We start from the raw sequence: 24,634 nt of genomic DNA, 5'->3' as shown, positions 1-24,634 counted from the left end.
TCATGCGCCACCGCACCCATCGCCGTCATCCGGATCGACGATCGGAGTCCGAGCATGTCCCAACCCCCCTCCCGCCGCCGTGCGTTGAGGCTCGCGGCCGGAGCCGCGGCCGCCGCCCCACTCGCGCACGCCCTGCCGCAGGCACACGCGGCGGCCCCCGCCCCCGGCGCCGCGTCCGCCCAGGCCGGGTGGTCGGTACACCCCTTCCCACTGGAGCAAGTGACCCTCGGCGACGGCGTGTTCCGCCGCAAGCGCGACCTGATACTCGACTACGCCCGGTCCTACCCTGCCGACCGCATCCTGGCCGTCTTCCGGGCCAACGCCGGGCTCGACACCCGTGGCGCCCTGCCACCCGGCGGCTGGGAGACCTCCGACGGCAATCTGCGCGGCCACTACGGCGGCCACTTCCTCACCCTCATCGCCCAGGCCTGCGCCGACACCGGGGAGCCCGCGCTCAAGACCAAGCTCGACTATCTGGTCGACGCGCTCGGCGCGTGCCAGCGGGCCCTGGCGGAACACGGCACTCCCAGACCCAGCCACCCCGGGTATCTGGCGGCGTACCCGGAGACCCAGTTCATCCTGCTGGAGAGCTACACCACGTACCCCACCATCTGGGCCCCGTACTACACCTGCCACAAGATCATGCGAGGGCTGCTCGACGCCCACACCCTGGCCGGGAACGAGCAGGCCCTGAAGATCGCCTCGGCGATGGGCGACTGGGTGCACAGCAGGCTCGGCCACTTGCCGAAGGCCCAGCTGGAGCGGATGTGGTCCATCTACATCGCGGGTGAGTACGGCGGGATGAACGAGGTGATGGCGGACCTGTACGCGCTCACCGGCCGCCCCGAACACCTCGCCGCCGCCCGCTGCTTCGACAACACCACCCTTCTGAACGCCTGCGCCGAGGACCGCGACACCCTGGAGGGCAAGCACGCCAACCAGCACATCCCGCAGTTCACCGGCTATCTGCGGCTGTTCGACCACACCGGCCAGGACACGTACGCCGACGCGGCCCGCAACTTCTGGGGCATGGTCGCGGGACCCCGGATGTACAGCCTGGGCGGCACGGGACAGGGGGAGATGTTCCGGGCCCGGAACGCCATCGCGGCCACCCTGGACGACAAGAACGCCGAGACCTGCGCCACGTACAACATGCTCAAGCTGAGCAGACAGCTGTTCTTCCGCGAGCCGGACCCCGCGTACCTGGACTACTACGAGCGCGGTCTGACCAACCACATCCTCGCCTCCCGCCGGGACGCCCCCTCCGCGACCAGCCCGGAGGTCACGTACTTCGTCGGGATGGGCCCGGGGGTGCGGCGCGAGTACGACAACACCGGCACCTGCTGCGGCGGCACGGGCATGGAGAACCACACCAAGTACCAGGACTCGGTGTACTTCCGCTCCGCCGACGGCACCGCGCTCTACGTCAACCTCGCCCTCTCCTCGACGCTGCGGTGGTCGGAGCGGGGCTTCGTCATCGAGCAGACCAGCGACTACCCGGCCGAGGGCGCCCGCACCCTGACGTTCCGTGAGGGCAGGGGGCGGCTCGACCTCAAGCTCCGGGTCCCGGCCTGGGCCACGGCGGGCTTCACCGTCACCGTCAACGGGGTCCGGCAGCGGGTCGAGGCACGGCCCGGCAGCTACCTCACCCTCAGCAGGAACTGGCGGCGCGGCGACCGGGTCCGCATCTCCGCTCCCTACCGCCTGCGCGTCGAACGGGCCCTGGACGACCCCGCCGTGCAGTCGGTGTTCTACGGTCCGGTCCTGCTGGTCGCCCGGAGCGCGGAAACGCGGTTCCGCTCGTTCTCCTTCTACAAGGACTTCACGCTGCGCGGCGACCTCGCCGACGCGATCGAGCCCGGCGAGGGGCCGATGCACTTCACCACCCACGGCCTGACCCTCGCACCGTTCCACCTCGCCGACGACGCTCCGTACCACGCCTACTTCCGGCGCGTGGAACCCGTCGTCGTCTTCGGCGCGGCCGACTCGGGCGTACCGAACCGCGCCCGCGGGGACGGCCTCACCTTCCTCGACGCGCTCTGGGAGCAGGCGCCCTTCGCGACCTCCGGCGGCTTCGTCCGGGCGGTGCGCACCCTCGCCGACACCTGGCTGTCCGAGGGGCTGTTCAGCCGCGCCGAGCGGGACGGGGTCATCGCGGCCGCGGTCAGGGCGGACCTCAGGAGGAGTGAACAGATCCGATGACATGATGTGGCGAGCGTCGAAAGTTTCGGATTGTGACGTAATCTCTCGACAGTCGGGTCGGAATGCGCATCAATTCATCCGATCATTCCCCCTGTTGAGAGAGGGAACCACCCATCATGCAGAGACCCGGCTTATCCGCCCGCGCCCTCGGCATCCTGGTCGCGACCGCCGCCGCCCTCGGCGTGGTCGTGGCCACCGGAACCGAGTCCTCCGCCGCCGCCCAGCCCTCCGGACACGCCGCCACCCCGACCGCCGTTCAGGCCGCGGTGCCCGCCGCCCCGCGTTCCTCCGTCGTCACCTGGGGCTCCAGCGCCTACCCGGCGGGCGCCGCGACCCAGGACCTGACCTACCGGTTCGTCATCCACACCAGCGTCGGCGGCCGGGATCTGCGCATCCGGCTGTCCAACGCCTACGGCGACCAGCCGGTGACCTTCGGGCGCGCCTACGCGGGCGTCCGCGCGTCCGGGGCCGCGCTCGTGCCCGGCAGCAACAGGCGGCTGACCTTCCGGGGCGCGTCGTCGGTGACCGTCCCGGCGGGCGGCGTCGTCTACAGCGATCCGCTGCCGGGCCGGGTCCGGGCCCAGTCGGACCTGGCGATCAGCCTCTACGTACGCAGCGCGGGCACCCTCGCGACCGGGCACAAGGGGGCCCGTTCGACCCAGTACGCCGCACCGGCCGGCGACCACGCCGCGGAGGAGGGCGCCGCTTCGTACTCGCAGGCGATCACCTCCTGGTACTACCTGGACGCGGCCGTGGTGCGGCCGCGCCCGGGCACCGGAGCCGTCGTCGCCTTCGGCGACTCGATCACCGACGGCTCCGCCTCCTCCGCGGACACCAACCGCCGCTGGCCGGACTTCCTCGCCCGCCGCCTGCTCGCCGACCCCCGCACCCGGCTCAAGGGCGTCGCCAACGAGGGGATCTCCGGCAACAAGATCCTCGCCGACGGCTCCGCCGAGAGCGCGCTGAAGCGGCTCGACCGGGATGTGCTCTCCCAGGCCGGTGTGCGCACGACGATCCTGCTGGAGGGCATCAACGACATCAAGGCCACGCCGGGCCCCACCGCCGCCGACCTGATCGCCGGTTACCGGCAGATCATCGCCAGGTCCCACGCGCGCGGCGTCTGCGTGGTCGGGGCGACCGTCATGCCCTACGAGGGCTGGCGGGAGTACGAGGCCGTCGACGAGACGGTCCGCGAGCAGGTCAACGCCTACATCCGCGGCAGCGGCGAGTTCGACGCGGTCGTGGACTTCGACAAGGCCGTCCGGGACCCCGCCGCGCCCTCCAAGATGCTTCCCGCCTACGACAGCGGTGACCACCTCCACCCCAATGACGCCGGTATGCGGGTGATGGGCGACGCCATCGCCCTCCGCGACCTGCGCTGCGGCCGCTGACCCCTCCGCTCGCTTTCGCCCCGGCCCCCGGCCCGTGCGTGCCGGGGGCTCCAACGCGCGCCGGGGCACGGCATCTTGGCAACGCCTCGCCCGCCCTTTACCGTCACGAGCACCAGTGCAATGTCACACAGCGCCCCTCGGTGGCCCAGCTCAGGCCCAGCCCCGAAAGAAGGCACAGTGAAAAGATCGCACTCTCTCCGGATCGCCACGCTGACCTCATCGCTGGTCCTGGCACTCGCCGCCTGCTCCGGCGGCGGCCCGCAAGGCGCCACCTCCGCGGCCGGACCCGGCGGCAAGGCGGCCAAAGGCGGCACCGTGCGCGTCCTGACCAACGTGGCGTTCTCCCACCTCGACCCCGCCCGCGGTTTCGACGGCGGCGTCAACAACTTCTACCGCCTCATCTACCGCACCCTCACGACCCAGGGCGCGGCGCCCGGCAAGGCCGGTACGGCCATCCGCCCCGACCTCGCCACCGACACCGGCAAGCCCTCCCAGGGCGGCAAGACCTGGACGTTCACCCTGAAGAAGGGGCTCCGCTTCCAGAACGGCGACCCCATCACCAGCGCGGAGGTGAAGTTCGGCGTCTCGCGGGCCTGGGACCCCGAGATCGGCATCGGCTCCCCGTACGCCCGGCAGCTCATCGACGCCCCGGACGGCTACCAGGGCCCGTACGCCTCCGGGGACCTGCGCACGATCGAGACCCCGGACCCGCGGACGATCGTCTTCCATCTGAAGAAGCCCTACGCGGACTTCGGCAGCGTCGTGGCCCAGCCCACGTTCACCCCCTTCCCCAAGGGCACCGGCGGCAAGGGCGAGTTCGACCGCGCACCCATCGCCTCCGGCCCGTACCAGGTCGCCTCGTACAAGCGCGGTGCCTCGCTGACGCTGGACCGCAACAAGCACTGGGACCCCGGCACGGACACCGTCCGCAAGGCCCTGCCCGACCACTTCGCGTGGACCTTCGGACTGGACGGCGCCACCATCGACGAGCGCATGATCGCGAACCAGGGCGACGACGCCAGCGCCATCGCGGGCGGATCCGGCATACAGCCCGCCACCGTCGCCCGCATCCAGACCCCCGCGGTGCGCGGGCGCACCCTCTCCGGGCTCACCGGCTGCACCACCTACCTGGGCCTGAACACCACAAAGAAACCCCTCAACCAGGTGAAGGTGCGCCAGGCCATCGCGTACGCCGTCAACAAGGCGACCCAGGTCGACGCGGTCGGCGGCACGGCCAAGGCGCAGCAGGCCACCTCCATCCAGCCGCCGACCGTCGTCGGCCGCAAGAGCTACGACCCGTACCCCAGCGAGGGCGGCAAGGGCGACCTCGCGGCCGCCCGGCGACTGCTCGGCGAGGCGGGGGCCGGGGGCGGCTTCGCGCTCACCCTCGACATCCGCTCCCAGCCGTACATGCAGCAGCAGGGCGTGGCGATCCAGCAGGCGCTGGCCCCGCTCAAGATCAAGGTCAAGCTCAACACCATCGACACCGCCACCTACTACGAGGCCATCGGCACCCCGTCCCAGCAGCACGACGCGGCGATCACCGGCTGGTGCCCCGACTGGCCGTCGGGCGCCACCTTCCTGCCGCCGCTGTTCGACGGCCGGCACATCTCCGCCAAGGGCAACCAGAATCTGGCGCAGCTGGACGACGAGGGAGTCAACGACCGGATCGACGCGATCGCCGCCATGAAGGACGTCGACCAGCAGAACGCCGCCTACGGTGAACTGGACGAGCAGATCATGAAGCTCGCCCCCGTCGTGCCGCTGATGTACGAGAAGTACGTCGGCGTCGTCGGCGGCAACATCGCGGGGGCGTGCCTCCACGCGGGCTTCTCCGGCGGCATCGACCTCGTCTCCGTCGGCCTCGCGGACCCGGACAAGTCCTGATGAGCGTCGTCGGCACACCGCTCCCGGACGCCGAGGCGCAGGGCCTGGCGCCGGGCCTGGCCAAGGCCCCCGCCACGCCCCCGACGTCGGGCCGCCGCGTCGTCGGCGCGCTGCGGCGCGACCGCGCCGCGGTGGCCGCCGCCGCGTTCCTCGGGCTGCTCTGTCTGATGGCCGTGGGCGCCCCGCTGATCACCGCGCTCACCGGCTGGGGCCCGTACGCCTTCGACTCCGCCGCCGTCGACACCGGCCTCGGCGGGGTGCCCAGGGGCTCGTACGGCGGTATCGGCGCGGACCATCTGCTGGGCGTCGAACCGCAGAACGGCCGGGACATCCTCGCGCGCATCGTCCACGGTGCCCGGGTGTCCCTGCTGATCGCGCTCTCCTGCACCCTGCTCACCGGGGTGCTCGGCGTCGTCCTCGGCATGCTCGCCGGGTTCTACCGGGGGTGGGTGGACCAGGTGATCTCGCGGCTCATGGACTTCCTCATGGCGTTCCCCGCGCTGATCTTCATGATCGCGATCCTGTCCTCCCTGCCGGCGGGGAACCGGCCGGTGCTGCTGGTGGTGGTCATCAGCGGCTTCGGCTGGCCGTATCTCGCCCGCGTCGTCCGGGGGCAGACGATGGCGCTGGCCAGCCGGGAGTTCGTGGAGGCCGCCAGGGCGTCGGGCGCCCGCGACCGTGACCTGGTGTTCCGCGAGATCCTGCCCAATCTGCGCGGCCCGATCACCGTCATGGCCACGCTCGCCGTGCCCGGCTACATCGGCACCGAGGCCGGGCTGTCCTTCCTCGGCGTCGGCCTCACCCCGCCCACCCCGTCGTGGGGCCAGATGATCGCGAACTCGGTGAGCTGGTACCAGGTCGACCCGATGTACTTCGTGATCCCGGGCGCGTTCCTCTTCCTCACCGTGCTGTCGCTGACCGTGCTCGGGGACCGGCTGCGGCACGCGATCGACGAGGGGGAGGCCGCCGCCTGATGCTCCGCTACCTCCTCGGACGGCTCGCCGGTGTCGTCCTCATCCTCTTCGCCGTCTGCCTCTTCACCTACCTCATCTTCTTCCAGCTCTCGCCCGACCCCGCGGTGATGATCTGCGGCAAGACCTGCACCGAGGAGCGGATCGACGCCATCCGCGCGGCACTCGGCCTCGACCGGCCGTTCCTCAGCCAGTTCGGGGCGTTCCTCGGCGGGATCTTCGCGGGCCGGGATTACGGCTCGGGCGCCACGCTCGTCCACTGCCCGGCGCCCTGCCTCGGCTACAGCTTCCAGACCGACGAGTCCGTCTGGTCCATGATCACCGCACGGCTGCCGGTCAGCGCCACCCTGGCCGTCGGCGCCGCCGTGCTGTGGCTGCTCGTCGGCGTGGCCGCCGGGCTGCTCAGCGCCGTCCGGCAGGGGAGCTGGTGGGATCGCGGCGCGATGGCGCTGGCCCTCGGCGGGATCAGCGTCCCCAACTATGTGCTGGCGCTGCTCCTTCAGTACGTGCTCGTCGTCAAGCTCCAATGGCTGCCGTTCCCCTCGGCCGTCGCCTTCTCGGACGATCCGGCGCGGTGGTTCCAGTCGTACCTGATGCCGTGGATGGTGCTCGCGGCCGGATACGCCTGTCTGTACGCGCGGCTGACCCGGACCCATGTGATCGAGACACTGTCCGAGAACTTCCTGCGCACCGCCCGGGCCAAGGGGCTGAGCAGGCCACTTGTGCTGCGCCGCCACGCACTCCGGCCGGCGCTCACCCCCGTCACCACCCTCTTCGGGATGGACTTCGCCGGGCTGCTCGGCGGCGCGCTCATCACCGAGACGGTCTTCGGCCTCGGCGGCATCGGGAAGCTGGCCGCCGACTCCATCGCGAAGAACGACCAGCCGGTGATCATGGCGGTCACCCTGCTGGCGGCCTTCTTCGTGGTGGTCGGCAACGTGGTCGTGGACCTCGTCTACACCGCCCTCGACCCGAGAGTGAGGATCCGATGAGCGCGCCACCCGGATCCGGCCTTCTCGTCGTGGAAGACCTCACCGTCACCCTGCCCACCACCCGCGGGCCCGTCGACGTCGTCAAGGGCGTCTCCTTCACCGTCGGCAGGAACGACACCCTCGGCATCGTCGGGGAATCGGGCTCCGGCAAGTCCATGACCAGCCTCGCCATCATGGGACTGCTGCCACGCGGCGCGACGGCCACCGGCAGCGTCCGCCTCGACGGCGAGGAACTTCTCGGCCGCCCCGACCGCGAGCTGCGCCGGATCCGGGGCGACGGGATCTCCATGGTGTTCCAGGACCCGCTGTCCTCGCTCAACCCCTATTACACGGTGGGCCTGCAGATCGAGGAGGCCTACCGGGCGCACCGCGGCGGCCCACGGAAGGCCGCCCGCGCCGTGGCCGTCGAGGCGCTGACGCGGGTGGGCATCGCCGAACCCGAGCGACGGGCGGGCCACTACCCGCACCAGTTCTCCGGCGGGCAGCGGCAGCGCGTCATGATCGCCATGGCGCTCGTCTGCTCCCCGTCCCTGCTGATCGCGGACGAGCCGACGACCGCGCTCGACGTCACCGTCCAAGCGCAGATCCTGCGGCTGCTCGCCGGGCTCCAGGAGCGGACCGGCACCGGGATGGTCTTCATCACCCACGACCTGGCCGTCGTCAGCTCCCTCGCGCGGCGGATCCTGGTGATGCGGGAGGGCGACCCGGTCGAGTACGGGGAGGCGGAGCGGGTCTTCTCCGATCCCCACCATCCGTATACGCGGGCTCTGCTGGAGAGCGTGCCGCGCATCGACGACGACACGGAGGCCCCGCTGTGAGCGCGTCACCGGGCGAACCGCTCCTGCGGGCACGGGAGCTGACCAAGACCTTCACCGGCCGCGGCCCCGGCGGACTGCTCGGCGGGCGGCACGCCTTCACCGCCGTCGACCGGGTCAGCTTCGACATCCGCGCGGGGGAGACACTCGCCGTCGTCGGCGAGTCCGGCAGCGGAAAGTCCACCACGGCCCGGATGGCGGCGAAGCTGATGGAACCGACGGGCGGCAGCCTGGAGTTCGCGGGCGAGGACGTCACCCGCGCCACGGGGCCCGCCCTCGCCCGGTTCCGCAAGGACGTACAGGTCGTCTTCCAGGACCCGTACTCCTCGCTCAACCCGCGCCACACCGTGGAACGCATCCTGATGGCGCCGCTGGACTACCAGGGCATCGCCCCCCGGGGCGGCAGGCGCGCGCTCACCAAGGAGCTGATGGAGCGCGTCGGTCTCGACCCCGACCACTCCCAGCGCTACCCCGCGCAGTTCTCCGGCGGGCAGGCCCAGCGCATCGGCATCGCCCGTGCGCTCGCCGTGGACCCCCGACTCGTCATCTGCGACGAGGCCGTCTCCGCGCTGGACGTCTCGGTCCGGGCCCAGGTGCTCGACCTGCTGCGGCGGCTCCAGCGCGAGAGCGGCTACGCGTACCTCTTCATCGCCCACGACCTCGCCGTGGTGCGGCGCATCGCGCACCGGGTGGCGGTGATGAGCGAGGGCCGCATCGTGGAGTCGGGCCCCTGCGCCCAGGTCTTCGCCTCCCCGAAGGCCCCCTACACCCGCACCCTGCTGTCCGCGATCCCCCGAATCAACCCGGAATGGGACCGAACCCGCCGCGCCCGCACCGCCGGCCGAGTGGCGGACCGGCCGGGCGACGGCCGAGCGAGCGACCTAGGAGGCACCACCCATGGCTGACCGCGACCGCGACCGTGACCCCGACCGGACGGCCACCGCACCCGGCCGGTCCGGGCCCGTTCCCGCCGGGCCGGACCCCCGCCTGCCCCGGCTGGGCGAACTTCCCGGGTTCGCCGCGTACATGGCCCAGGGCTGGGCCACCCCCGACCGCACCCCGCCCACCACCCCCGGCGCGGCCGAAGCCGCCGCCGCACACCGCGCCCGGCTCGGCGCGGCATTCCCCGGCCGGGCCGTCGTCGTCGCCGCGGGGAGCGCGCCCGTACGCAGCAACGACACCCGCTACGACTTCCGCCCGGACAGCAACTTCGCCTGGCTCACCGGCTGCGCGGCCGAGGACGCCGTCCTCGTCCTGCGCCCCTCGGCCACCGGACACGACGCGGCCCTGTACCTGCCTCGCCCGGCCCGTCCCGGCGAGCCGGGGTTCTTCTCCGACCCCGCCCACGGCGAGCTGTGGGCCGGCGGCGCCCCCGGCCCCGGCGACTGGGCGGACGCGCTCCAGCTGGAGGTGCGTACGTCCGGCGAGCTGGAGGCCGCACTGACCGGGCTCGCCGACCCGCTGATCACCGGCCCGCTCGGCACCGGGCCCCTTACCGCCGACCGGCACAAGACCTCGGCCGAACTGGAACGCACCCTCGCCGAGTTGCGCATGATCAAGGACGACTGGGAGATCGCCCGGCTCCGCGAGGCCGTGGACCACACCGTCTCCGGATTCGCCGCCGTGGTCCGGGAGTTCCCCACCGCCCTGGAAGGGCCCGGCGAGCGCTGGCTGCAGGGCACCTTCGAACGCCACGCCCGCACCCACGGCAACGGCCCCGGCTACGCCACGATCGTCGGCAGCGGCGCGCACGCCCCCACCCTGCACTGGGTGCGGTGCGACGGCCCGGTGCGCCCGGACGACGTGGTCCTCCTCGACATGGGCGTCGAGACCCGGGACCTCTACACCGCCGACGTCACCCGCACCTTCCCCGCCTCCGGCCGCTTCTCCGCCGCGCAGACCCAGGTCCACGACCTGGTCGAGAGGGCCCACCGCGCCGCGCTCGCCCAGGTGCGCCCCGGGGCGCGCTTCACCGACTTCCACCACGCCGCGATGGAGGTCATCGCGCACGGCCTCCACGACTGGGGGCTGCTCCCGGTCTCCGTGGACGAGGCCCTGTCGGAGCGCGGCCAGCACCACCGCCGCTGGCTGGTCTGCGGCATCGGCCACCACCTCGGCCTCGACGTGCACGACTGCGCCCAGTCCTCGTACGAGGCGTACCAGGGCGCCGAGATGGCCCCCGGCATGGTGCTCACCGTGGAGCCCGGACTGTACTTCCACGCGCACGACCTGAAGGCTCCGCCGGAGCTGCGCGGCATCGGGATACGCATCGAGGACGACATCCTGATCACTCCGGACGGCTCCGAGGTGCTCACGGCGGACCTGCCGCTGGACGCGGCGGGCCTGGAGCGCTGGATGAGCGGCTAGGGAACGTCGGTCAGCGCCGCCGCGGTCAGGGTGAGGTGCTGGACCAGCAGCGCGGCCGCGGCGTCGGCGTCGCGGGCCAGCGCCGCCTCCTCCAGCCGCCGGTGTTCGTCGGCGCCGTCCCGGCCGGGGTCGCGGTGGGCCGACCAGCGGCGGGCCAGCTCGCTGGCCGTCCACATCCGGTCGAAGGTCTCCAGCAGCGTGGGGTTGCCGCAGCCCTCCAGCAGCGTCCGGTGGAAGACCCGATGGGCCTCGGACCAGGCGTCGCAGTAGTACGTGCCCTGGTCCGGCGGATACGCCGGGGTGCGGGCCAGACGGTGGTGGGCGGCCCGTACGCGGGCCTCCCAGTCGACGTCGCCGCGCTCGACGGACATGCGCAGGACGACCGGCTCGATCGTGCGCCGCGCCTCGGTGATCTCCTGCCAGCACTGATGCGTGAGGGTGGGCACGGCGAAGCCGCGGTTGTGCAGCCGGTCGGCGAGGCCGTCCCCGACCACCCGTACCAGCGCCTCGCGCACGACGGCCAGGCTCACGCCTTGCTCCCTGGCCAGGTCCTGCGGCTTGAGGGCCTCGCCGGGCGCGTAGTCCCCGCGCATGATCGCATCCCGCAGGCAGGTGTAGACCTGTTCGGAAAGCATCGTCTGTGGCATGTCTCCAGCATAGACGGTTGGCCGCGATAATCGATTATTGTTGCTATGGTCGATTACGGCTCGTCAGTATCCACTGACGGCTCTTCAACTCGCCGGGAGAACAACCGCATGAGCGTCGTTCGCGAGATCAGCCTCGCCATCAACCGGACCCACGGGTTCATCTACTTCGTCCCCGAGGCCGCGGAGGAGGCCGCCAAGTTCGGCGTCACCGAGCGCGGACCGGCGTACTTCGCGTTCCGTTCGGCGGCGATGGGCGCGGTCCCGTGGCAGGTCGCGCTCGCGACCTTCTACAACTTCAGCCCGCAGGCGGTGCGGTCCATGGCCGGTGTGTGGGACGCGGCGTCGCCCGAGCAGTGGCAGGCCGCCCGCTTCGCCAGCGCCGATCGTGCGCTGCGGCGCGTCGGCGTGAAGCTTGACGACGATGAGATCGCGGAGGCCCGGTCGCTGATCGACCCGGTCGTCGCCCGGGCCGACTACGCGGGCAAGACGCTGGCCGCCGCGAACGCGTCGGTCGCGCTCCCGTCCGATCCGCTCACCGCGCTGTGGCAGCAGATCACGGTGGCGCGCGAGTGGCGCGGCGACGCGCATCTCGTCGTGCTCGGCGCCCACCACCTCGGGCCGTCCGACTGCACCGTCCTGCAGATCGCGACGGGCCGCATGCCGACGGGTCTCGGGCGGGCGACCCGCCAGTGGAACGACGAGGAGTGGGCCGCGGCGACGGCACGTCTCGTCGCGCGCGGCTGGCTCGACGCCGACGGCGCCGTGACCGATGAGGGCACCGCGGCGCGCGAGCGGATCGAGGTCGAGACCGACGAACTGTGCGCCGCGCTCTGGGAGCCGGTCGGCGACGAGGGCGCCCGCCGCCTCACCTCGCTCCTCACACAGATCAACGACGCGCTCACCGCGGCCGGGACGTTCGACCAACTGCGCTGATTCTCCAGCGCCCTGGGCGGCGGCGGGTGTTCCCCCGCCGCCGCGAGGCGTCGATCAGTCCTCGGAGCCGGAGCGGGGCTCCGCCCGCCCGCCGGAGGGCAGGTGTGTGAGCACCAGGACGAGACCGGAGAGCAGGAAGACGCGCGTGGCGGCGTCCAGCCCGTTCCACGACTTCGACTGCCACATGGAGAACCACTCGCCACCGATGGCGATGAACCCGGCGCCGAACAGCAGCATCAGCATCAACAGCCCCGCCGTGCCCACCCGACGGGCGCGGCGGACGAGCTCTCCGCCCGCCCGCAGGCTCATGCACCACAGGGCCGTCGCGGCGATGAGGACGAGAGCGGCCAGGGTCTCCCACGCGATGATGGCGATGTAGGCGGCGTCCTGGAGAGCGGTCGACTCGATCGCCCGCCACATCAGGTCCTCGTCCTTGAACGTCGTGTCCATCGCCAGGACATGCCGCACGAACTGCTGGTTGGTGCCGAAGTCGGTGATGTTGCCGAACGCCACGAGCGCGATGTACAGCGCCATCGTCCCCGTGAGCACCGCCGAGGCGACGGCGAGGGTGCGGGGCGAACGCACCCCGTCCGCTCGTTCGCTCACCACTCGTTCTCTGACCACGGCCATGTCCTCCCCCTGGATCCCCCTGGACCCTGCTTGATCCCGCTGATCGAGGTGGATCATCCACCATGTACGGGAAAAAGGTCCAGCGGCGGTACGTTTTTCCGGCTACCACACCACGCGAACCCGCTCGAAGCCTCCCGTCAGCTGTCCCGCGCGCCGCACCAGGTCCGCCGACGGAACCGCCAGGTCGAGCCCGGGCAGCCGCTCCAGCATGATTTCCAGGGCGACCTGCAGCTCGGTACGGGCCAGCGCCTGGCCCACGCAGGAGTGCGAGCCCGCGCGAACTCCGCCATGAGGTCCGCGGGCTGCGGCCCGGCCGCCATCGCGTCCGCCAGGCCATGCCCGATGGCGGCGATCCGCGGCCGCGTCGCCGCCGCCTGCTGCGCCGTCAGCACCCGCACCGACGCCCCGCCCGCCCGCGACGCCACCTCCGGCACCGGACACCCCGCGCCCCGCAGAACCGCCCACTCCTCAGGGGGCTCCAGAGGATGCTCGGACACATAGGGGAAGCCGCCCGCCACTTCTGCCTCGCCCACGGGTTTCCTCCGGACGTTGTCATTGACGGCCTCGCGCCTCAGGGGAACCGGGCGGTTACGGAAGGATTAATAAGTCTCCACAGGCATCGACGACTTACCGTATGTTGACCGGGTGAGCTCACAAGACCCGGAACCCCAACATCCGTTCACGGCGGTCCGCAAGACGGACAGAGTACTGGCCATACTGATCATCATCGGTATCGCCTTTGGAGTGTTCTGGCTGGTCTCAAGCCTCGCCTCGTCCTACATAGGGTTCTTCACCTGACCCCTCCGGACCGGATGCCGCCGCCCTGGAGCCACCGCGCTCGGCGCGGCCCGGTAGCGCGAAGAACGCCACGGTCGCGGCCGTCGCAGCGGCCGCCACCCCGATGGCCATGGTGAGGGACTGGGCGTCGGCGAAGGCCGAACGGGCCGACGCGGCCAGGGCGCTTCCGCCCGCGCGGCCACCGGCGTACGACAGCGTGGCCCCGAGCGAGGACATCGCGTGCTCGGGCAGGCCGTCGGGAAGCGCGTCCCGGTAGGCGGTGACGAGCAGACTGCCCAGCCCGGCCACCCCCAGTGCGATGCCGAGCTGCTGGTGGGTGTCGTTGAGCGCGGAGCCCATCCCGGCCCGCTCCGGGGGGACCGCGCCGAGTACGGTGCTGGTGGCCGACGGTCCCGCGACACCGGATCCCATCCCGGCCAGCGCCAGCCCGGCGGACACCGCCGCGTAGCCGCTGCCCTCGGACAGCGAGGCCAGCACCGCGAAACCGGCCGCGGTGACGGCGAATCCCGCCACGACGCAGGCCCGCGCCCCGAACCTGGCCGGGGACCGGCCGCCCACGGCCGAGCCCGCGACGACCCCCGCCGCAAGCGGTACGGCCGCGAGCCCGGTCTCGAACGCGCTGTAGCCCAGCACCAGTTGCAGATACTGGCTCAGGACGAACAGCGTGCTGCCCGTCGCCACCGTCATCACCGCCACCGCGAAACTGGCCCCGGAAAACCGCCGGTCCCGGTACAGCCGCAGATCGACCATCGGCGCCGGGGAGCGGGCCTGCCGTATGCCGAAGGCGACGAGCGCCGCCACCGCCACCAGCGCCCCGGTCAGCACCGCGGCGGAGGTGTACCCGTACGCCGGGGCCTCGATCAGGGTCCACACCAGGCCGGTCATCCCCACGGTGACCAGCACGGTGCCGGGCAGGTCCAGCCGCCGCCCGTCCCCGGCCCGCGTCTCGGGCACCAGCCGTACGATCCCCACCAGGGCCACCGCCACGACGGGAACGTTGATCAGGAAAACCCCCGCCCAGCTCCACGCGTCGACCAGCGCCCCACCGAGCAGGGGCCCGGCGGCCATGCCCACGGACGCGACCGCGCTCCACACCGCGAAGGCCCGCGGGCGCTCCGCTCCGGGGAATACCGCGACGAGCACCGCGAGCGTCGCGGGCATCACCAGCGCCGCGCCGACGCCCATGAGGGCCCGCATCGCGATCAGCCAGCCTACCGACGGGGCCGCCGCGGCGAGCGCCGACGCCACGCCGAAGACCAGCAGCCCCACGACGGCGGCGCGCCGCCTGCCGTACCGGTCGGAGAGCGTCCCCGCGGTGATGAGGAGCCCGGCGAAGACCACGGCATAGGCGTCGACCACCGCTTGTAACTGTCCTGTTGAGGCCTCGAAGGCGTCGCCGATGGCGGGCACCGCGACATGCAGAACCGTGTTGTCGACGACGATCACGAGAAGGGCGGCGCACAGCGCCACCAGGATTGCCCACCGGCGCGGATGACCTTCTTCGTTGCTCATGGTCCTCCCTCGTTCCTGTTTCCCCTACAGTGTTGGATAGCACTACACACTGTAGGGGAGCGAGGGGTGTGGGGGCGGCGAGATAGGCTGCGGCCTCGTGAGCGCGAAGCCGGAGAACGGGAACCAGGGGAAGAAGACGCCGGAGAACGCACCGGGATCGGTCTGGTTCCGCACGAAAAAGGCCTCCCGCACCCGGCCTCAGCTGTCGCACGAACGGATCATCGCCACCGCTGTCGAGCTACTGGACCGCGACGGCGTGCAGAAACTGAGCATGCGTCGGCTCGCGGAGCGGCTCGACGCCCATGCCACCAGCATCTACTGGCACGTGGCCACCAAGGACGACGTCCTCGACCTGTCTCTCGACGCGGTCTTCGCCGAACTCGACCTCCCCGAGGAGCACAGCGCCTCCTGGCAGGCGGACGTCGAAGCGTTCATGACCGGGCTGCGTTCCGTCCTGCTGCGGCACCCCTGGGCCGCCGCCCTGGCCAGCTCCCGGCCCCTCATGGGCCCGCACGCCCTGCGCTCCTCGGAGTTCGCCTACACCGCGCTCGCCACCGGCGGTTTCGAGGGGGTGCACCTCTCGTCCGCCGCGGCCACGATCACCCACTATGTGATCGGCTCCGCCTCCTCCGAGGCGGTGTGGCGCGAGCGCACCGACGAGGCGGTCACCCGCTCGGCCGTGGACGCCCACCTCCGCGCGCGTATCGACGCGTACCCCACCCTCGCGGGCCACTTCCCGCTCCTCGACGAGGATGACTGGGACGCCCACTACCACCGCGGCATGCGGCTGTTGCTGGCCGGTCTCACCTCGCCCGAGGCCCGCGGATAGCCGGCCGCGGCCGCCGGGTCACCGGCCCGGTGACACGAAGCCCGACTCGTACGCGGCGATGACCGCCTGGGTGCGGTCCCGCGCGCCGAGTTTCGCCAGCACGGAACCCATATGCGACTTGACCGTCTCGGTGCCCACCACCAGGCGCGCGGCGATCTCCGCGTTCGACAGCCCGCGGGCCACGAGGCGCAGTACGTCCCCCTCCCGCTCGGTCAGCGCGGCGCGCGCCAGGGCCGCCCGGCCCTCGGCGCTGCCGTGGGTTTCCCCGTACGCGGCGGCCAACTGGCGCACCGCCGCCGGGAACAGCAGGGAGTCGCCCTCGGCCACCAGCCGTATGGCGTGCACGATCTCCGCCGGGCGCGCCCGCTTGAGCAGGAACCCATCGGCGCCCGCGCGCAGCGCCCCGTACACGTACTCGTCGTTCTCGAACGTCGTCACGACGATGATCTTCGGCGGGTCCGGCACCGTGCGCAGGACGGTCCGGGTGGCCTCGATGCCGTCCATCAGCGGCATCCGTACGTCCATGGCGATGACATCGGGGCGCAGTTGCCGCACCAGGGGGATCACGGCGGCGCCGTCGGCCGCCTCGCCCACCACCTCGATGTCCGGCTGCGCCTCCAGTACGGCGCGCAGGCCCGCCCTCACCAGAGGCTCGTCGTCGACCAGGAGAACGGTGAGCATCCGGCCAGCATAGGGGGTGCCCAGGAGGTGTCTTGATCACCGCACCGGCAGATCGACACGGACCAGCCACTGGCCGCCGTCCCGCTCCGTGCGGGCCTCGCCGCCGAGCAGCGCCGCGCGCTCGCGGATGCCGCGCAGCCCGCTGCCACGGCCTGTGACGGCCGCCGCGGCCGCCGCGCTCAGGGGGTTGCGCACCTCCAGCCGCAGCCGCGCCTCGTCCACGGCGATGCGCACGCCGACGGGGACGGGGCCCGCGTGCCGCAGCACATTGGTCAGCGCCTCCTGGAGGATCCGGTAACCCTCGCGGGACACCGGGCCCGGCACCCGCTCCAGCGGGCCGGTGACCTCGGCGTCGATCCGCGCGCCCGAGGACCGGGCGGACTCCAGCAGCCGGTCCGCGTCGCCGAGGGCGGGCCGGGCGCCGGGCGGGGGCTCCGTTTCGCGCAGGACCATCAGGACCCGTTCCAGATCCTCCAGCGCGGCCCGGCCCGACTCCTCGATGGTCTCCAGCGCCCGGTCGGTGAACTCCGGCTCGCGGGCCGCCCGGGCGGCGCCCGCCTGCACCACGGCCAGCGTGAGGGCGTGGCCGAGGGAGTCGTGCAACTCCCGGGCGATGCGATTGCGTTCGAGCAGCCGCTCGGTGCGTTCCTCCAGCTCGGCCAGCCGTTCCTTGGCCGACGGGCCGAGCAGCCGCCGGGCGGCCGCCGTCATCAGGGTGCCCGCCCCGGCGGCCAGGGCGACCAGCACCAGCAGGGGCACCGGTATCAGCAGGGCGTTCGCCCAGCCCGTACCGGACCCCAGCAACGGCGAGTCGCTCACATCGGGATCCCCGGCGGCCGCCCCGGCGAGGGACAGGGCCAGGGCCATGAGCTGTCCCGTCACCAGCGCGAAGGCGAGCCCCGCCTCCAGGCGCAGCACCAGCCAGACACCGGTCCTGGCCCGGTCGCTCCACGAGGCGGACACAGCGGCGGAGACCCCCGGATCCTCGTCGCCGCGCACCCGCGCGTTCGGCCCGGGGAACAGCATCAGCCGCGCCTGCAGCCCCTCCGCGCGGCGCGTTTCGGGCACCATGGCCGCCGCCAGGGCCAGGGGGACCGGCAGGACCGCGACCAGGCCCCAGTCGGCCGCCGACGGCCGGACCAGCCCCGGATGGATCATGGCGCAGACGAACGGCACGATCGACCCCACCAGCAGGTGAAGCCAGCGGGTGTACGTGACCGCACGCGTCAGCGGCAGCAAGAGGCCTGGCATGCGGTCATCGTGGCAGAGCGGGCGGTGCGGCGGCTCCCCCGCGCGGGGGAGACGGTCTCCTCCGGCGGGGGATGCCCGCCCCCGGGCCGTACGGCCAGGCTGAAGCCATGACCAGCATCGACGTACATGACCTGACGAAGGAGTACGGCAACACCCGGGCCGTCGACCGGCTCACGCTGAGCGTCGGACCGGGCCGGGTCACCGGGTTCCTCGGCCCCAACGGCGCGGGCAAGTCCAGCACCATGCGCCTCATCCTCGGTCTCGACCACCCCACCTCCGGCACCGCCACCATCGGCGGCCGCCCGTACGCGACCCTGCGCGAACCCCTGCGCACGGCCGGGGCCCTGCTCGACGCGCAGGCGGCCCACGGTTCCCGGACCGCCCGCGACCATCTGCGCTGCCTCGCCGTCAGCAACCGCCTTCCGGTCCGCCGCGTGGACGAGGTGCTGGAGGAGACCGGTCTCGCCACCGTGGCGGGCCGCCGCATCAAAACCTTCTCGCTGGGCATGCGCCAGCGTCTCGGCATCGCCACCGCGCTCCTCGGCGACCCGCCCGTACTCCTGCTGGACGAGCCCGCCAATGGCCTCGACCCGGAAGGGATCGTCTGGATCCGGCAGTTGCTGCGCCGACTCGCCGAGGAGGGCCGCACGGTCCTGGTCTCCAGCCACCTGATGAACGAGACCGCGACGTATGCCGACCACCTCGTCGTCCTCGCCCGGGGGCGGCTCCTCGCCGATGTGTCCACGCGCGACTTCATCGAGCAGCACAGCCAGGCGCGGGTACGGGTGCGCACCAGCGAGCCCGCCCGGCTGAGGGCAACGCTGGTGGCGAGCGGATACACGGTGCTGGGCGGTGAGGACAGCGGATGGGTGGTCGAGGGCGCCAGGGCCGAACAGATCGGTGCGATAGCCGCCCGCGAAGGCATTCCGGTGTCCGAACTCGGCACTGACCGCGCCTCGTTGGAGCAGGCCTACCTGGCCCTCACCGCGGACGAAGCGGAGTTCACCGCCGCCCCCGCGTACCCGACCACCTGACGGGAGACCCGACCATGACCGTCACCACGGTGCTGCACTCCGAGTGGATCAAGATCAGATCCATCCGGGCGAGCTTCGGCTCACTCATCGCGGTCTTCGCCGCCACGCTGGCCATCACCGTGCTCGTCTTCGCCACCGTCGGCGACGCGGAGCTGGACGCCACCGATGACCCTGTCTTCGGCGCCTTCTACGCGCTCAACTTCGCGCAGATCGCCGCCATCGCCTTCGGTGCCACCGCCGTCTCCTCCGAGTACGCGAACGGCGCCCTGCGGATCTCCCTGTGCGCCGTACCGCGCCGGGGCCTCTTCTACGTGGCCAAGACGGCGGCCGTGGCGGGCTCCGGGCTCGCCGTGGGGCTCGCCACCGCCTTCGCCACCTTCTTCGCGGGCCAGGCGTTCCTGGGCGAGGACGCCATCGGCCTGGGCGAACCGGGAGCGCTGCGCGCCTGCGTCGGCGCGGGGACGTACCTCGCCCTGATGGCCCTGTTCGCCGCGGGACTGACCTTCCTGCTGCGCAGCGCCACCGCGGTCCTGAGCCTGCTCATCCCGTTCATTCTGATCGTGGGCTTCGTGATCGGAGACCTCGCCGGGACGGCCGCCGACTATCTGCCGGACCGTGCCGGACAACAGGTGCTGCACCAGGCGCCGGAGGGAGGCGTCGGTCCCTGGGCGGGCCTCGGGGTGACGGCGCTGTGGGCGGGCGCCGCGCTCCTGGCGGGCTGGTGGGCCGTGCGCCGCCGCGATGCCTGACGCCACGTTACGTCACGCCTGATACGCGCTTTTCACTCGAAAGAGAATCCAGGGCGGTCTCATTCTCCTGGCCGCTCTCGGTAATCTTTCATGTGCTTCGGAAAATATTCGAGGCGCGGCGAACTGTCGGCACTGGAGGGTGGGGACCTTATGGGCGCGCTACTGGACCAGAAGTATGAAAAGCTGTTCGCCTTGTTGGACGCCAATGGCGACGGCGTGATCGCCGAAGACGACTTCGAACTGATGGGCAGCCGTGTGCTGGCCGCCGTCGGCGAGGAGCGGACGGCGCCCAAGGGCAAGGAGTACGCCGACGCGCTGATGACGTACTGGCGCGCGCTGCGCGAGACCGCCGACGCCGACGGCGACGGCCGTATCGACAAGGGCGAGTTCAGCCAGGCCCTGAGCCAGGTGAGCGACCACTTCGACATGCTGATCGGCCCGCTCTACCGGGCCGGTTTCCACCTCGCCGACCGGGATGACGACGGCCTGGTCGGCAAGGACGACTTCGTCGCGGTCATCGCCGCCGTCGGGGTTCCCGAGGCGGAGGCCGGGGTGGCCTTCGACCGGCTGGCCGAGGAGGGCGGGCAGCTGACGAAGGACCAGCTGATGACCGCTGCCACGCAGTACTACCGCGACGAGGACCCGGCCAACAGCGCGAGCCATCTGCTCTTCGGCGCCCTGTGAGCTGAATCCGCGGCGGACCGGGGGGACGGGGCGGACGGGGGGAGAGGGCGGAGATGGGTACTGCCGTCTTGGCGGGCCGGGCGCAGGTGTCGCTGCTGACCGAGGTGCTTTTCGACGGGCGATTCGACGAACTGCACAGACCCTGGACGGAGCATTTCCGGCGGGACATTTTCCATTACCGTGATGGATTGTCGCCGTCGGAGCGTTCGGAGCTGGCTTATGAGCGTTTGCGGATCGTTAATGAAGGAATCGACTCCGTCGAGGACTTGGTCACGACAACGGACCGGCTGGTATCGCTGCACGAGTGGCTGGGAGCGGTCGACGGCTCGCTGACCACGCTGGCGACCATCCACTACAACCTGTTCCTCGGCAGCCTCCTCCGCCTCGACCCCCACCGCACCGTGGACCTCTCACCGTTCACCCGGCTCCGCCGGTACGGCACCGTTCTGATCACCGAGCTGGGGTACGGGAACAACGCCGCCGAGCTGGAGACCACGGCGGTCTACCAGCCGGAGGCGGACACCTTCGTCCTGCACACCCCGTCGGCCGGTGCCCAGAAATTCATGCCCAACACCGGCCCCGCCGGGGGCCGCAAGAGCGGTCTGGTCGCGGCCAGGCTGATCGTCAGCGGCCAGGACTGCGGCGTGTTCCTGTTCCTCGTGCCGCTGCGCGATGAGCACGGGCCGCTGCCCGGCATCCGGATACGTCCCCTCTCGGAGACGCCCGGTTCGGCCGTCGACCACGCCATCACCTCGTTCGACCGGGTCGTCCTGGAGCGTGCGGCCCTGCTGGCCGGGGAGCACGCGGACCTGACCGCCGAAGGTGGCTTCCGCAGCGCGATCGGCAGTCGGCGCCGCCGGTTCCTGCGGTCCATCCAGCGCGTCACCACCGGCAAGCTCTGCCTGGCCGCGGCGGCGCTGGGCGGGGCCCGGGCGGCCCTCACCATCGCCGTGCGGTACGCCCATCGGCGGCACACCTTCGCCCCGGCCAGCCGCACCGGTGTCCCGCTCTTCGCCTACCGCTGCCACCAGACCAGACTGATCGGGGCGGCGGCCCGCGCCTACGCGGCGACGTTCCTGCTGCGCGAAGCCACCCACTGCTGCACGGGAAGGGGCGACCCCGAGTCGGCCGAGGCGGAGGTGCTCGTCGCGGCGGCCAAGGGCTGGATCACCTGGCAGGCCAGGGACATCGCGATCGAGTGCCGGGAGCGCTGCGGCGCCCAGGGGCTGCTGTCGGCCAACCGCATCGTCGACCTGATCACGCCGATCGAGTCCACCATCACGGCCGAAGGCGACAACCTGGTCATCTGGACGAAGGCCGCCGCCGACATGCTGACCGGGCGCGGCTACAGCCCGCCCCCGGCCCCCACCGCCCCGCCGGCCAGCCCGTTGACCGCCCCGCCCACCAGCCCGCTGACCGACCGCGCCCTGCTGCTGGACCTGCTCGTACGGCGCGAGCTGCAGTGCCTCCGGCACGCCCGCGACCGGCTCACCCGGCCCAGCGACGGCCCGCTGGACCGCTGGAACCAGGCGGTGAACCCGGCCCTGGACCTCGTCGACGCCTACGCCACCCGGCGCGCCGCCCAGGCGTTCCTGGCCGCGGTCGACCGCGTCGCCGACGACGCCACGCGGAGCCTGCTGGAGCAGCTCTTCCAGCTGTTCGTCCTGGAGCGCCTCGCCCCGCACACGGGGCTGCTGCTGGCGGACGGGCACCTCACCGCCGAAGCGGTCCGCGACCTCGCCGAGGACGCCGTCGACCGCGTCGCCGCCCGTCTGGCGCCCCACGCACCCGCCCTCGTGGAGGCGTTCGCCGTACCGGACCACATCCTCCAGGCGCCCATCGCCACCGACGGTTACGCCGCCGCCTACGACGACCCGGCCGGGCCCTGGCAGCCATGAGCGACGCGTTCACCCGGGAGCCGCCGTGGGACCCCCGATTCTTCCCACCGGCCGCCCGCGCGCCACGGCCCGTCCAGACGGCGCGGATGCTCCGGGACCCACAGGGCTACGCGCGCACCCTGCGCCGGAAGCTGGGGCCGGTCTTCTCGCTCCGCGTCTTCCCGTACCGGGGTGCCCTCGTCTGCGCGGCCGACGCCGCGGCCAACCGTGCGGTGCTGACCGACCACCAGCGGTTCACCGGCGGTGACGCCGCCGCCCTGCTGGCGCCCGCGATCGGATCCGGATCGCTGATCTGCACACCGCCACCCCTGCATCTGACCCACCGCAAGCTTCTGCTGCCCCCCTTCCACGGCGCGCGGATCACCGGCTGGGCGCAGCGGGTGCGGGAGCTGGTGCACACCGGGCTGCCCGAACTGCTGGGCGGCGACGGCGTGCCCGTGCGGCCGTGGGCGCAGCGGCTGACCCTCGACGTCATCCTGCGAGTCGTCTTCGGCCTGACGGACCCGGCCCGGATCGCCGCCTTCCGCCACGCGCTGAACGCGTTCGTCGGCATGGGCAACCTCGCCGTCCTGTTCCTGCCGGGGCCGCTGCGGCGCGATCTCGGGCCGCTCTCGCCGGGCGGCCGCTTCCACCGGCTCCGCGCCGCCGTCCGGGACCTGACCCGCGAGGAGATCGCCGCGCGGCGGGCCGCGCCCGACCGCGCCGACCGCGACGACGTGCTGTCCATGCTGCTGGACGCCCGCGACGACCATGGGGCCGGGCTGGACGACGCCCAGCTCCTGGACGAGCTGACCGGCCTCGTCCTGGCCGGTTACGAGACCACGGCCACCACGATCGCCTGGACCCTGCATCTGCTCGCCCACCACCCCGCCGCCCGCGACGACCTGATCGCCGACCTCGACGCGGGCTCGGACCGGCTGCTCAAGGCCACCGTCAAGGAGTCCGGCCGACTGCGCCCCGCCGTCTACAACGCCATGCGCACCGCGGCCCACGACACGCAGCTCGGCGGCCACCCGGTGCCCCGGCACGCGTTCGTCGCGGCGCTGTTCCCGCTCACCCACCTCGACCCCGCTCTCTGGCCGGAACCGGACGCCTTCCGGCCCGGGCGCCACCTCGGCGCGGACCCGGCGCCCTACGCGCTGACGCCGTTCGGCGGCGGCCTGCGGCGCTGCATCGGGGTGTCGCTGGCCCAGCTGGAGACCGAGACCGTCCTGCGGGAGATCCTCGCGGCGGCCGTCCCCGAGCCCGCCGGGCCGCTGGAACCGGCGCGGCTCGTGGCGGTGACGATCGTCCCCGCCCGGGGCGGCCGCGTCCGCCTCCGCGCACGCCGGTCGTCCCGGGCCGCCGCACACGTCCAGAACTCATAGACTTTTGGCGGAAGCCGTTCCGAACCCACCTGTTCCGAACGGGGTGAGTGCGGATGACCTTCAGCAACGGACCCGCTGTCTCCCGCGAGGACTTCGACGCGCTCTTCGAGGCGGTCCAGGCGTGGGGGCGCTGGACACCGGCCGACCGGGGCGCCTGGAACCGGGTGACCCCGGAGCATGTGCGGCGGGCCGCCGCCCGCGTACGGTCCGGGGCGGCCGTCCCGCTGGCGCGGCCCTGGGACACGGAGCCCGCGCCGGACAACCCCAGGCCCGCCCTGCACCACATGACGGACCTCGGCGACGTGGAGCCACCGGAGCCCGTCGTGCACAAGGACTTCCTCGCCGCCGACTACCACGGCAAGGGCATCAGCCATCTCGACGCGCTGTGCCACGCCGCCTACCGGGGGCGGCTCTACGGCGGCCGGGCCGCGCATGAGGTGATCGACGCCGCGGGCGCCCGCTACGGCGCGGTCGCCGCGCTCGGGCCGCTCGTCACCACGGGTGTCCTGCTCGACCTCCCCGCCGTCCTGGGCACCGCCTGGCTGGAGCCGGGGCAGGCGGTGCACGCGGAGGACATCGCCGCCGCCGCGGAGGCGCTGCGGGTGACGATCGGCGAGGGGGACGCGGTGCTGCTGCGCTCCGGGAGCCTTCGCCGCCGGGAGGAACGCGGCGCCTGGGACACCGGCGCGGCGAGCGCGGGGCTCCATGTGGACGCCGTTCCCTGGCTGGCCGAGCGCGGTATCGCGCTGCTCGGCGGGGACGGCGACAACGACGTACGGCCCTCTCCGGTCGACGGGGTGCACTCTCCGGTGCATGTGCTCGCCCTGACCGCGATGGGGGTGCCGCTGCTGGACAACCTCGATCTCGAAGCGCTCTCCGCCGCCACGGCCGAGGCGGGGCGATACGCGTTCCTGCTGGTCGTGGCGCCGCTGAACGTTCCCGGCGGGACGGGCTCACCCGTCACCCCGGTCGCGGTGCTGTGACGGCCGCCCCGGC

General features: G+C 72.4%; 22 protein-coding genes. 16 read left to right on the top strand and 6 right to left on the bottom strand.

All coding sequences use genetic code 11. The features are described 5' to 3' along the window. Positions 1-54: 54 nt before the first annotated feature. From ACZ6CL_RS35580 to ACZ6CL_RS35545, 8 genes are all read left to right on the top strand, one after another. Positions 55-2,202: a glycoside hydrolase family 127 protein gene (locus ACZ6CL_RS35580; protein WP_468943739.1), complete on the top strand. Its 2,148-nt coding sequence runs from the start codon at positions 55-57 to the stop codon at positions 2,200-2,202. A gap of 116 nt (positions 2,203-2,318) precedes the next feature. Next, positions 2,319-3,593, top strand: coding sequence for an SGNH/GDSL hydrolase family protein (locus tag ACZ6CL_RS35575; RefSeq protein WP_468943736.1), 1,275 nt, complete (start codon positions 2,319-2,321; stop codon positions 3,591-3,593). Positions 3,594-3,770: 177 nt separating this feature from the next. Continuing rightward, positions 3,771-5,480 (top strand): ABC transporter substrate-binding protein, encoded by a 1,710-nt coding sequence (locus ACZ6CL_RS35570; RefSeq protein ID WP_468943734.1) that lies wholly within the window; start codon positions 3,771-3,773, stop codon positions 5,478-5,480. After that, positions 5,480-6,454, top strand: coding sequence for an ABC transporter permease (locus ACZ6CL_RS35565; protein WP_468943731.1), 975 nt, complete (start codon positions 5,480-5,482; stop codon positions 6,452-6,454). The genes ACZ6CL_RS35570 and ACZ6CL_RS35565 overlap by 1 nt, the downstream gene beginning before the upstream one ends. Then, complete coding sequence (locus ACZ6CL_RS35560) at positions 6,454-7,443, top strand: ABC transporter permease (RefSeq protein WP_468943728.1); 990 nt, start codon at positions 6,454-6,456, stop codon at positions 7,441-7,443. The genes ACZ6CL_RS35565 and ACZ6CL_RS35560 overlap by 1 nt, the downstream gene beginning before the upstream one ends. Next, complete coding sequence (locus ACZ6CL_RS35555) at positions 7,440-8,261, top strand: ABC transporter ATP-binding protein (RefSeq protein WP_468943725.1); 822 nt, start codon at positions 7,440-7,442, stop codon at positions 8,259-8,261. Before ACZ6CL_RS35560 ends, ACZ6CL_RS35555 begins: the two co-directional genes overlap by 4 nt. Further along, complete coding sequence (locus ACZ6CL_RS35550; protein ID WP_468943722.1) at positions 8,258-9,163, top strand: ATP-binding cassette domain-containing protein; 906 nt, start codon at positions 8,258-8,260, stop codon at positions 9,161-9,163. Before ACZ6CL_RS35555 ends, ACZ6CL_RS35550 begins: the two co-directional genes overlap by 4 nt. Continuing rightward, on the top strand, positions 9,156-10,625 hold the full coding sequence (locus ACZ6CL_RS35545; protein WP_468943719.1) for an aminopeptidase P family protein: 1,470 nt from the start codon (positions 9,156-9,158) through the stop codon (positions 10,623-10,625). Before ACZ6CL_RS35550 ends, ACZ6CL_RS35545 begins: the two co-directional genes overlap by 8 nt. Here ACZ6CL_RS35545 and ACZ6CL_RS35540 read toward each other — a convergent pair. Then, on the bottom strand, positions 10,622-11,260 hold the full coding sequence (locus tag ACZ6CL_RS35540; protein ID WP_468943779.1) for a GntR family transcriptional regulator: 639 nt from the start codon (positions 11,258-11,260) through the stop codon (positions 10,622-10,624). The genes ACZ6CL_RS35545 and ACZ6CL_RS35540 overlap by 4 nt on opposite strands. A 120-nt stretch (positions 11,261-11,380) precedes the next feature. Between ACZ6CL_RS35540 and ACZ6CL_RS35535 the strand changes: the two genes are divergently transcribed. Then, entirely contained in the window at positions 11,381-12,205 is an 825-nt protein-coding gene (locus tag ACZ6CL_RS35535; protein ID WP_468943716.1) for an SCO6745 family protein, read from the top strand. 54 nt (positions 12,206-12,259) lie between these two features. On the opposite strand, the gene ACZ6CL_RS35530 is transcribed toward ACZ6CL_RS35535, so the two are convergent. The 3 genes from ACZ6CL_RS35530 to ACZ6CL_RS35520 form a co-directional block, all read right to left on the bottom strand. Further along, entirely contained in the window at positions 12,260-12,739 is a 480-nt protein-coding gene (locus tag ACZ6CL_RS35530) for a DUF2165 domain-containing protein (protein WP_468943777.1), read from the bottom strand. Positions 12,740-12,937: 198 nt separating this feature from the next. Further along, on the bottom strand, positions 12,938-13,093 hold the full coding sequence (locus tag ACZ6CL_RS35525; RefSeq protein ID WP_468943713.1) for a hypothetical protein: 156 nt from the start codon (positions 13,091-13,093) through the stop codon (positions 12,938-12,940). 501 nt (positions 13,094-13,594) lie between these two features. Further along, positions 13,595-15,145 carry an MFS transporter gene (locus tag ACZ6CL_RS35520; RefSeq protein ID WP_468943711.1) on the bottom strand — a complete coding sequence of 517 codons (1,551 nt, stop codon included), beginning with the start codon at positions 15,143-15,145 and terminating at the stop codon, positions 13,595-13,597. 97 nt (positions 15,146-15,242) lie between these two features. Here ACZ6CL_RS35520 and ACZ6CL_RS35515 point away from each other — a divergent pair, with 97 nt between their 5' ends. Continuing rightward, entirely contained in the window at positions 15,243-15,974 is a 732-nt protein-coding gene (locus ACZ6CL_RS35515) for a TetR/AcrR family transcriptional regulator (protein WP_468943708.1), read from the top strand. Positions 15,975-15,992: 18 nt separating this feature from the next. Here ACZ6CL_RS35515 and ACZ6CL_RS35510 read toward each other — a convergent pair whose 3' ends face one another. Together ACZ6CL_RS35510 and ACZ6CL_RS35505 are read right to left on the bottom strand one after the other, a co-directional pair. Continuing rightward, positions 15,993-16,655, bottom strand: coding sequence for a response regulator transcription factor (locus tag ACZ6CL_RS35510; RefSeq protein ID WP_468943705.1), 663 nt, complete (start codon positions 16,653-16,655; stop codon positions 15,993-15,995). A gap of 36 nt (positions 16,656-16,691) precedes the next feature. Next, positions 16,692-17,906 carry a sensor histidine kinase gene (locus ACZ6CL_RS35505; protein WP_468943703.1) on the bottom strand — a complete coding sequence of 405 codons (1,215 nt, stop codon included), beginning with the start codon at positions 17,904-17,906 and terminating at the stop codon, positions 16,692-16,694. A gap of 107 nt (positions 17,907-18,013) precedes the next feature. Between ACZ6CL_RS35505 and ACZ6CL_RS35500 the strand changes: the two genes are divergently transcribed. The 6 genes from ACZ6CL_RS35500 to ACZ6CL_RS35475 all read left to right on the top strand — a co-directional run bounded on the left by ACZ6CL_RS35500 (position 18,014) and on the right by ACZ6CL_RS35475 (position 24,621). Further along, on the top strand, positions 18,014-18,940 hold the full coding sequence (locus ACZ6CL_RS35500; RefSeq protein WP_468943700.1) for an ABC transporter ATP-binding protein: 927 nt from the start codon (positions 18,014-18,016) through the stop codon (positions 18,938-18,940). A 14-nt stretch (positions 18,941-18,954) separates the two neighbouring features. Then, positions 18,955-19,689, top strand: coding sequence for an ABC transporter permease (locus tag ACZ6CL_RS35495; protein WP_468943697.1), 735 nt, complete (start codon positions 18,955-18,957; stop codon positions 19,687-19,689). A 150-nt stretch (positions 19,690-19,839) separates the two neighbouring features. Continuing rightward, positions 19,840-20,373 carry an EF-hand domain-containing protein gene (locus tag ACZ6CL_RS35490; protein WP_468943694.1) on the top strand — a complete coding sequence of 178 codons (534 nt, stop codon included), beginning with the start codon at positions 19,840-19,842 and terminating at the stop codon, positions 20,371-20,373. Between the two features lie 266 nt (positions 20,374-20,639). After that, positions 20,640-22,271, top strand: coding sequence for an acyl-CoA dehydrogenase family protein (locus ACZ6CL_RS35485; protein ID WP_468943692.1), 1,632 nt, complete (start codon positions 20,640-20,642; stop codon positions 22,269-22,271). Then, a complete protein-coding gene (locus tag ACZ6CL_RS35480; RefSeq protein WP_468943689.1) occupies positions 22,268-23,638 on the top strand; it encodes a cytochrome P450 in 1,371 nt (456 codons plus the stop codon). Before ACZ6CL_RS35485 ends, ACZ6CL_RS35480 begins: the two co-directional genes overlap by 4 nt. 53 nt (positions 23,639-23,691) lie before the next feature. Continuing rightward, positions 23,692-24,621 (top strand): cyclase family protein, encoded by a 930-nt coding sequence (locus ACZ6CL_RS35475; RefSeq protein ID WP_468943686.1) that lies wholly within the window; start codon positions 23,692-23,694, stop codon positions 24,619-24,621. The last annotated feature ends 13 nt before the right edge of the window (positions 24,622-24,634 follow it).

Source organism: Streptomyces sp. NPDC041200, assembly GCF_055591805.1.
The sequence above is the reverse complement of the archived record's forward strand: the minus strand, read 5'-3'. Positions and strand labels throughout refer to the sequence as shown.

What these genes read in the sequence shown, in the direction of transcription:
- ACZ6CL_RS35580 (WP_468943739.1), top strand. Translation starts at nt 55, where the DNA reads ATGTCCCAACCCCCCTCCCGCCGCCGTGCGTTGAGGCTCGCGGCCGGA.
- ACZ6CL_RS35575 (WP_468943736.1), top strand. Translation starts at nt 2,319, where the DNA reads ATGCAGAGACCCGGCTTATCCGCCCGCGCCCTCGGCATCCTGGTCGCG.
- ACZ6CL_RS35565 (WP_468943731.1), top strand. Translation starts at nt 5,480, where the DNA reads ATGAGCGTCGTCGGCACACCGCTCCCGGACGCCGAGGCGCAGGGCCTG.
- ACZ6CL_RS35560 (WP_468943728.1), top strand. Translation starts at nt 6,454, where the DNA reads ATGCTCCGCTACCTCCTCGGACGGCTCGCCGGTGTCGTCCTCATCCTC.
- ACZ6CL_RS35555 (WP_468943725.1), top strand. Translation starts at nt 7,440, where the DNA reads ATGAGCGCGCCACCCGGATCCGGCCTTCTCGTCGTGGAAGACCTCACC.
- ACZ6CL_RS35545 (WP_468943719.1), top strand. Translation starts at nt 9,156, where the DNA reads ATGGCTGACCGCGACCGCGACCGTGACCCCGACCGGACGGCCACCGCA.
- ACZ6CL_RS35540 (WP_468943779.1), bottom strand. Translation starts at nt 11,260, where the DNA reads ATGCTTTCCGAACAGGTCTACACCTGCCTGCGGGATGCGATCATGCGC.
- ACZ6CL_RS35535 (WP_468943716.1), top strand. Translation starts at nt 11,381, where the DNA reads ATGAGCGTCGTTCGCGAGATCAGCCTCGCCATCAACCGGACCCACGGG.
- ACZ6CL_RS35530 (WP_468943777.1), bottom strand. Translation starts at nt 12,739, where the DNA reads ATGGCGCTGTACATCGCGCTCGTGGCGTTCGGCAACATCACCGACTTC.
- ACZ6CL_RS35520 (WP_468943711.1), bottom strand. Translation starts at nt 15,145, where the DNA reads ATGAGCAACGAAGAAGGTCATCCGCGCCGGTGGGCAATCCTGGTGGCG.
- ACZ6CL_RS35510 (WP_468943705.1), bottom strand. Translation starts at nt 16,655, where the DNA reads ATGCTCACCGTTCTCCTGGTCGACGACGAGCCTCTGGTGAGGGCGGGC.
- ACZ6CL_RS35505 (WP_468943703.1), bottom strand. Translation starts at nt 17,906, where the DNA reads ATGCCAGGCCTCTTGCTGCCGCTGACGCGTGCGGTCACGTACACCCGC.
- ACZ6CL_RS35500 (WP_468943700.1), top strand. Translation starts at nt 18,014, where the DNA reads ATGACCAGCATCGACGTACATGACCTGACGAAGGAGTACGGCAACACC.
- ACZ6CL_RS35495 (WP_468943697.1), top strand. Translation starts at nt 18,955, where the DNA reads ATGACCGTCACCACGGTGCTGCACTCCGAGTGGATCAAGATCAGATCC.
- ACZ6CL_RS35490 (WP_468943694.1), top strand. Translation starts at nt 19,840, where the DNA reads ATGGGCGCGCTACTGGACCAGAAGTATGAAAAGCTGTTCGCCTTGTTG.
- ACZ6CL_RS35480 (WP_468943689.1), top strand. Translation starts at nt 22,268, where the DNA reads ATGAGCGACGCGTTCACCCGGGAGCCGCCGTGGGACCCCCGATTCTTC.
- ACZ6CL_RS35475 (WP_468943686.1), top strand. Translation starts at nt 23,692, where the DNA reads ATGACCTTCAGCAACGGACCCGCTGTCTCCCGCGAGGACTTCGACGCG.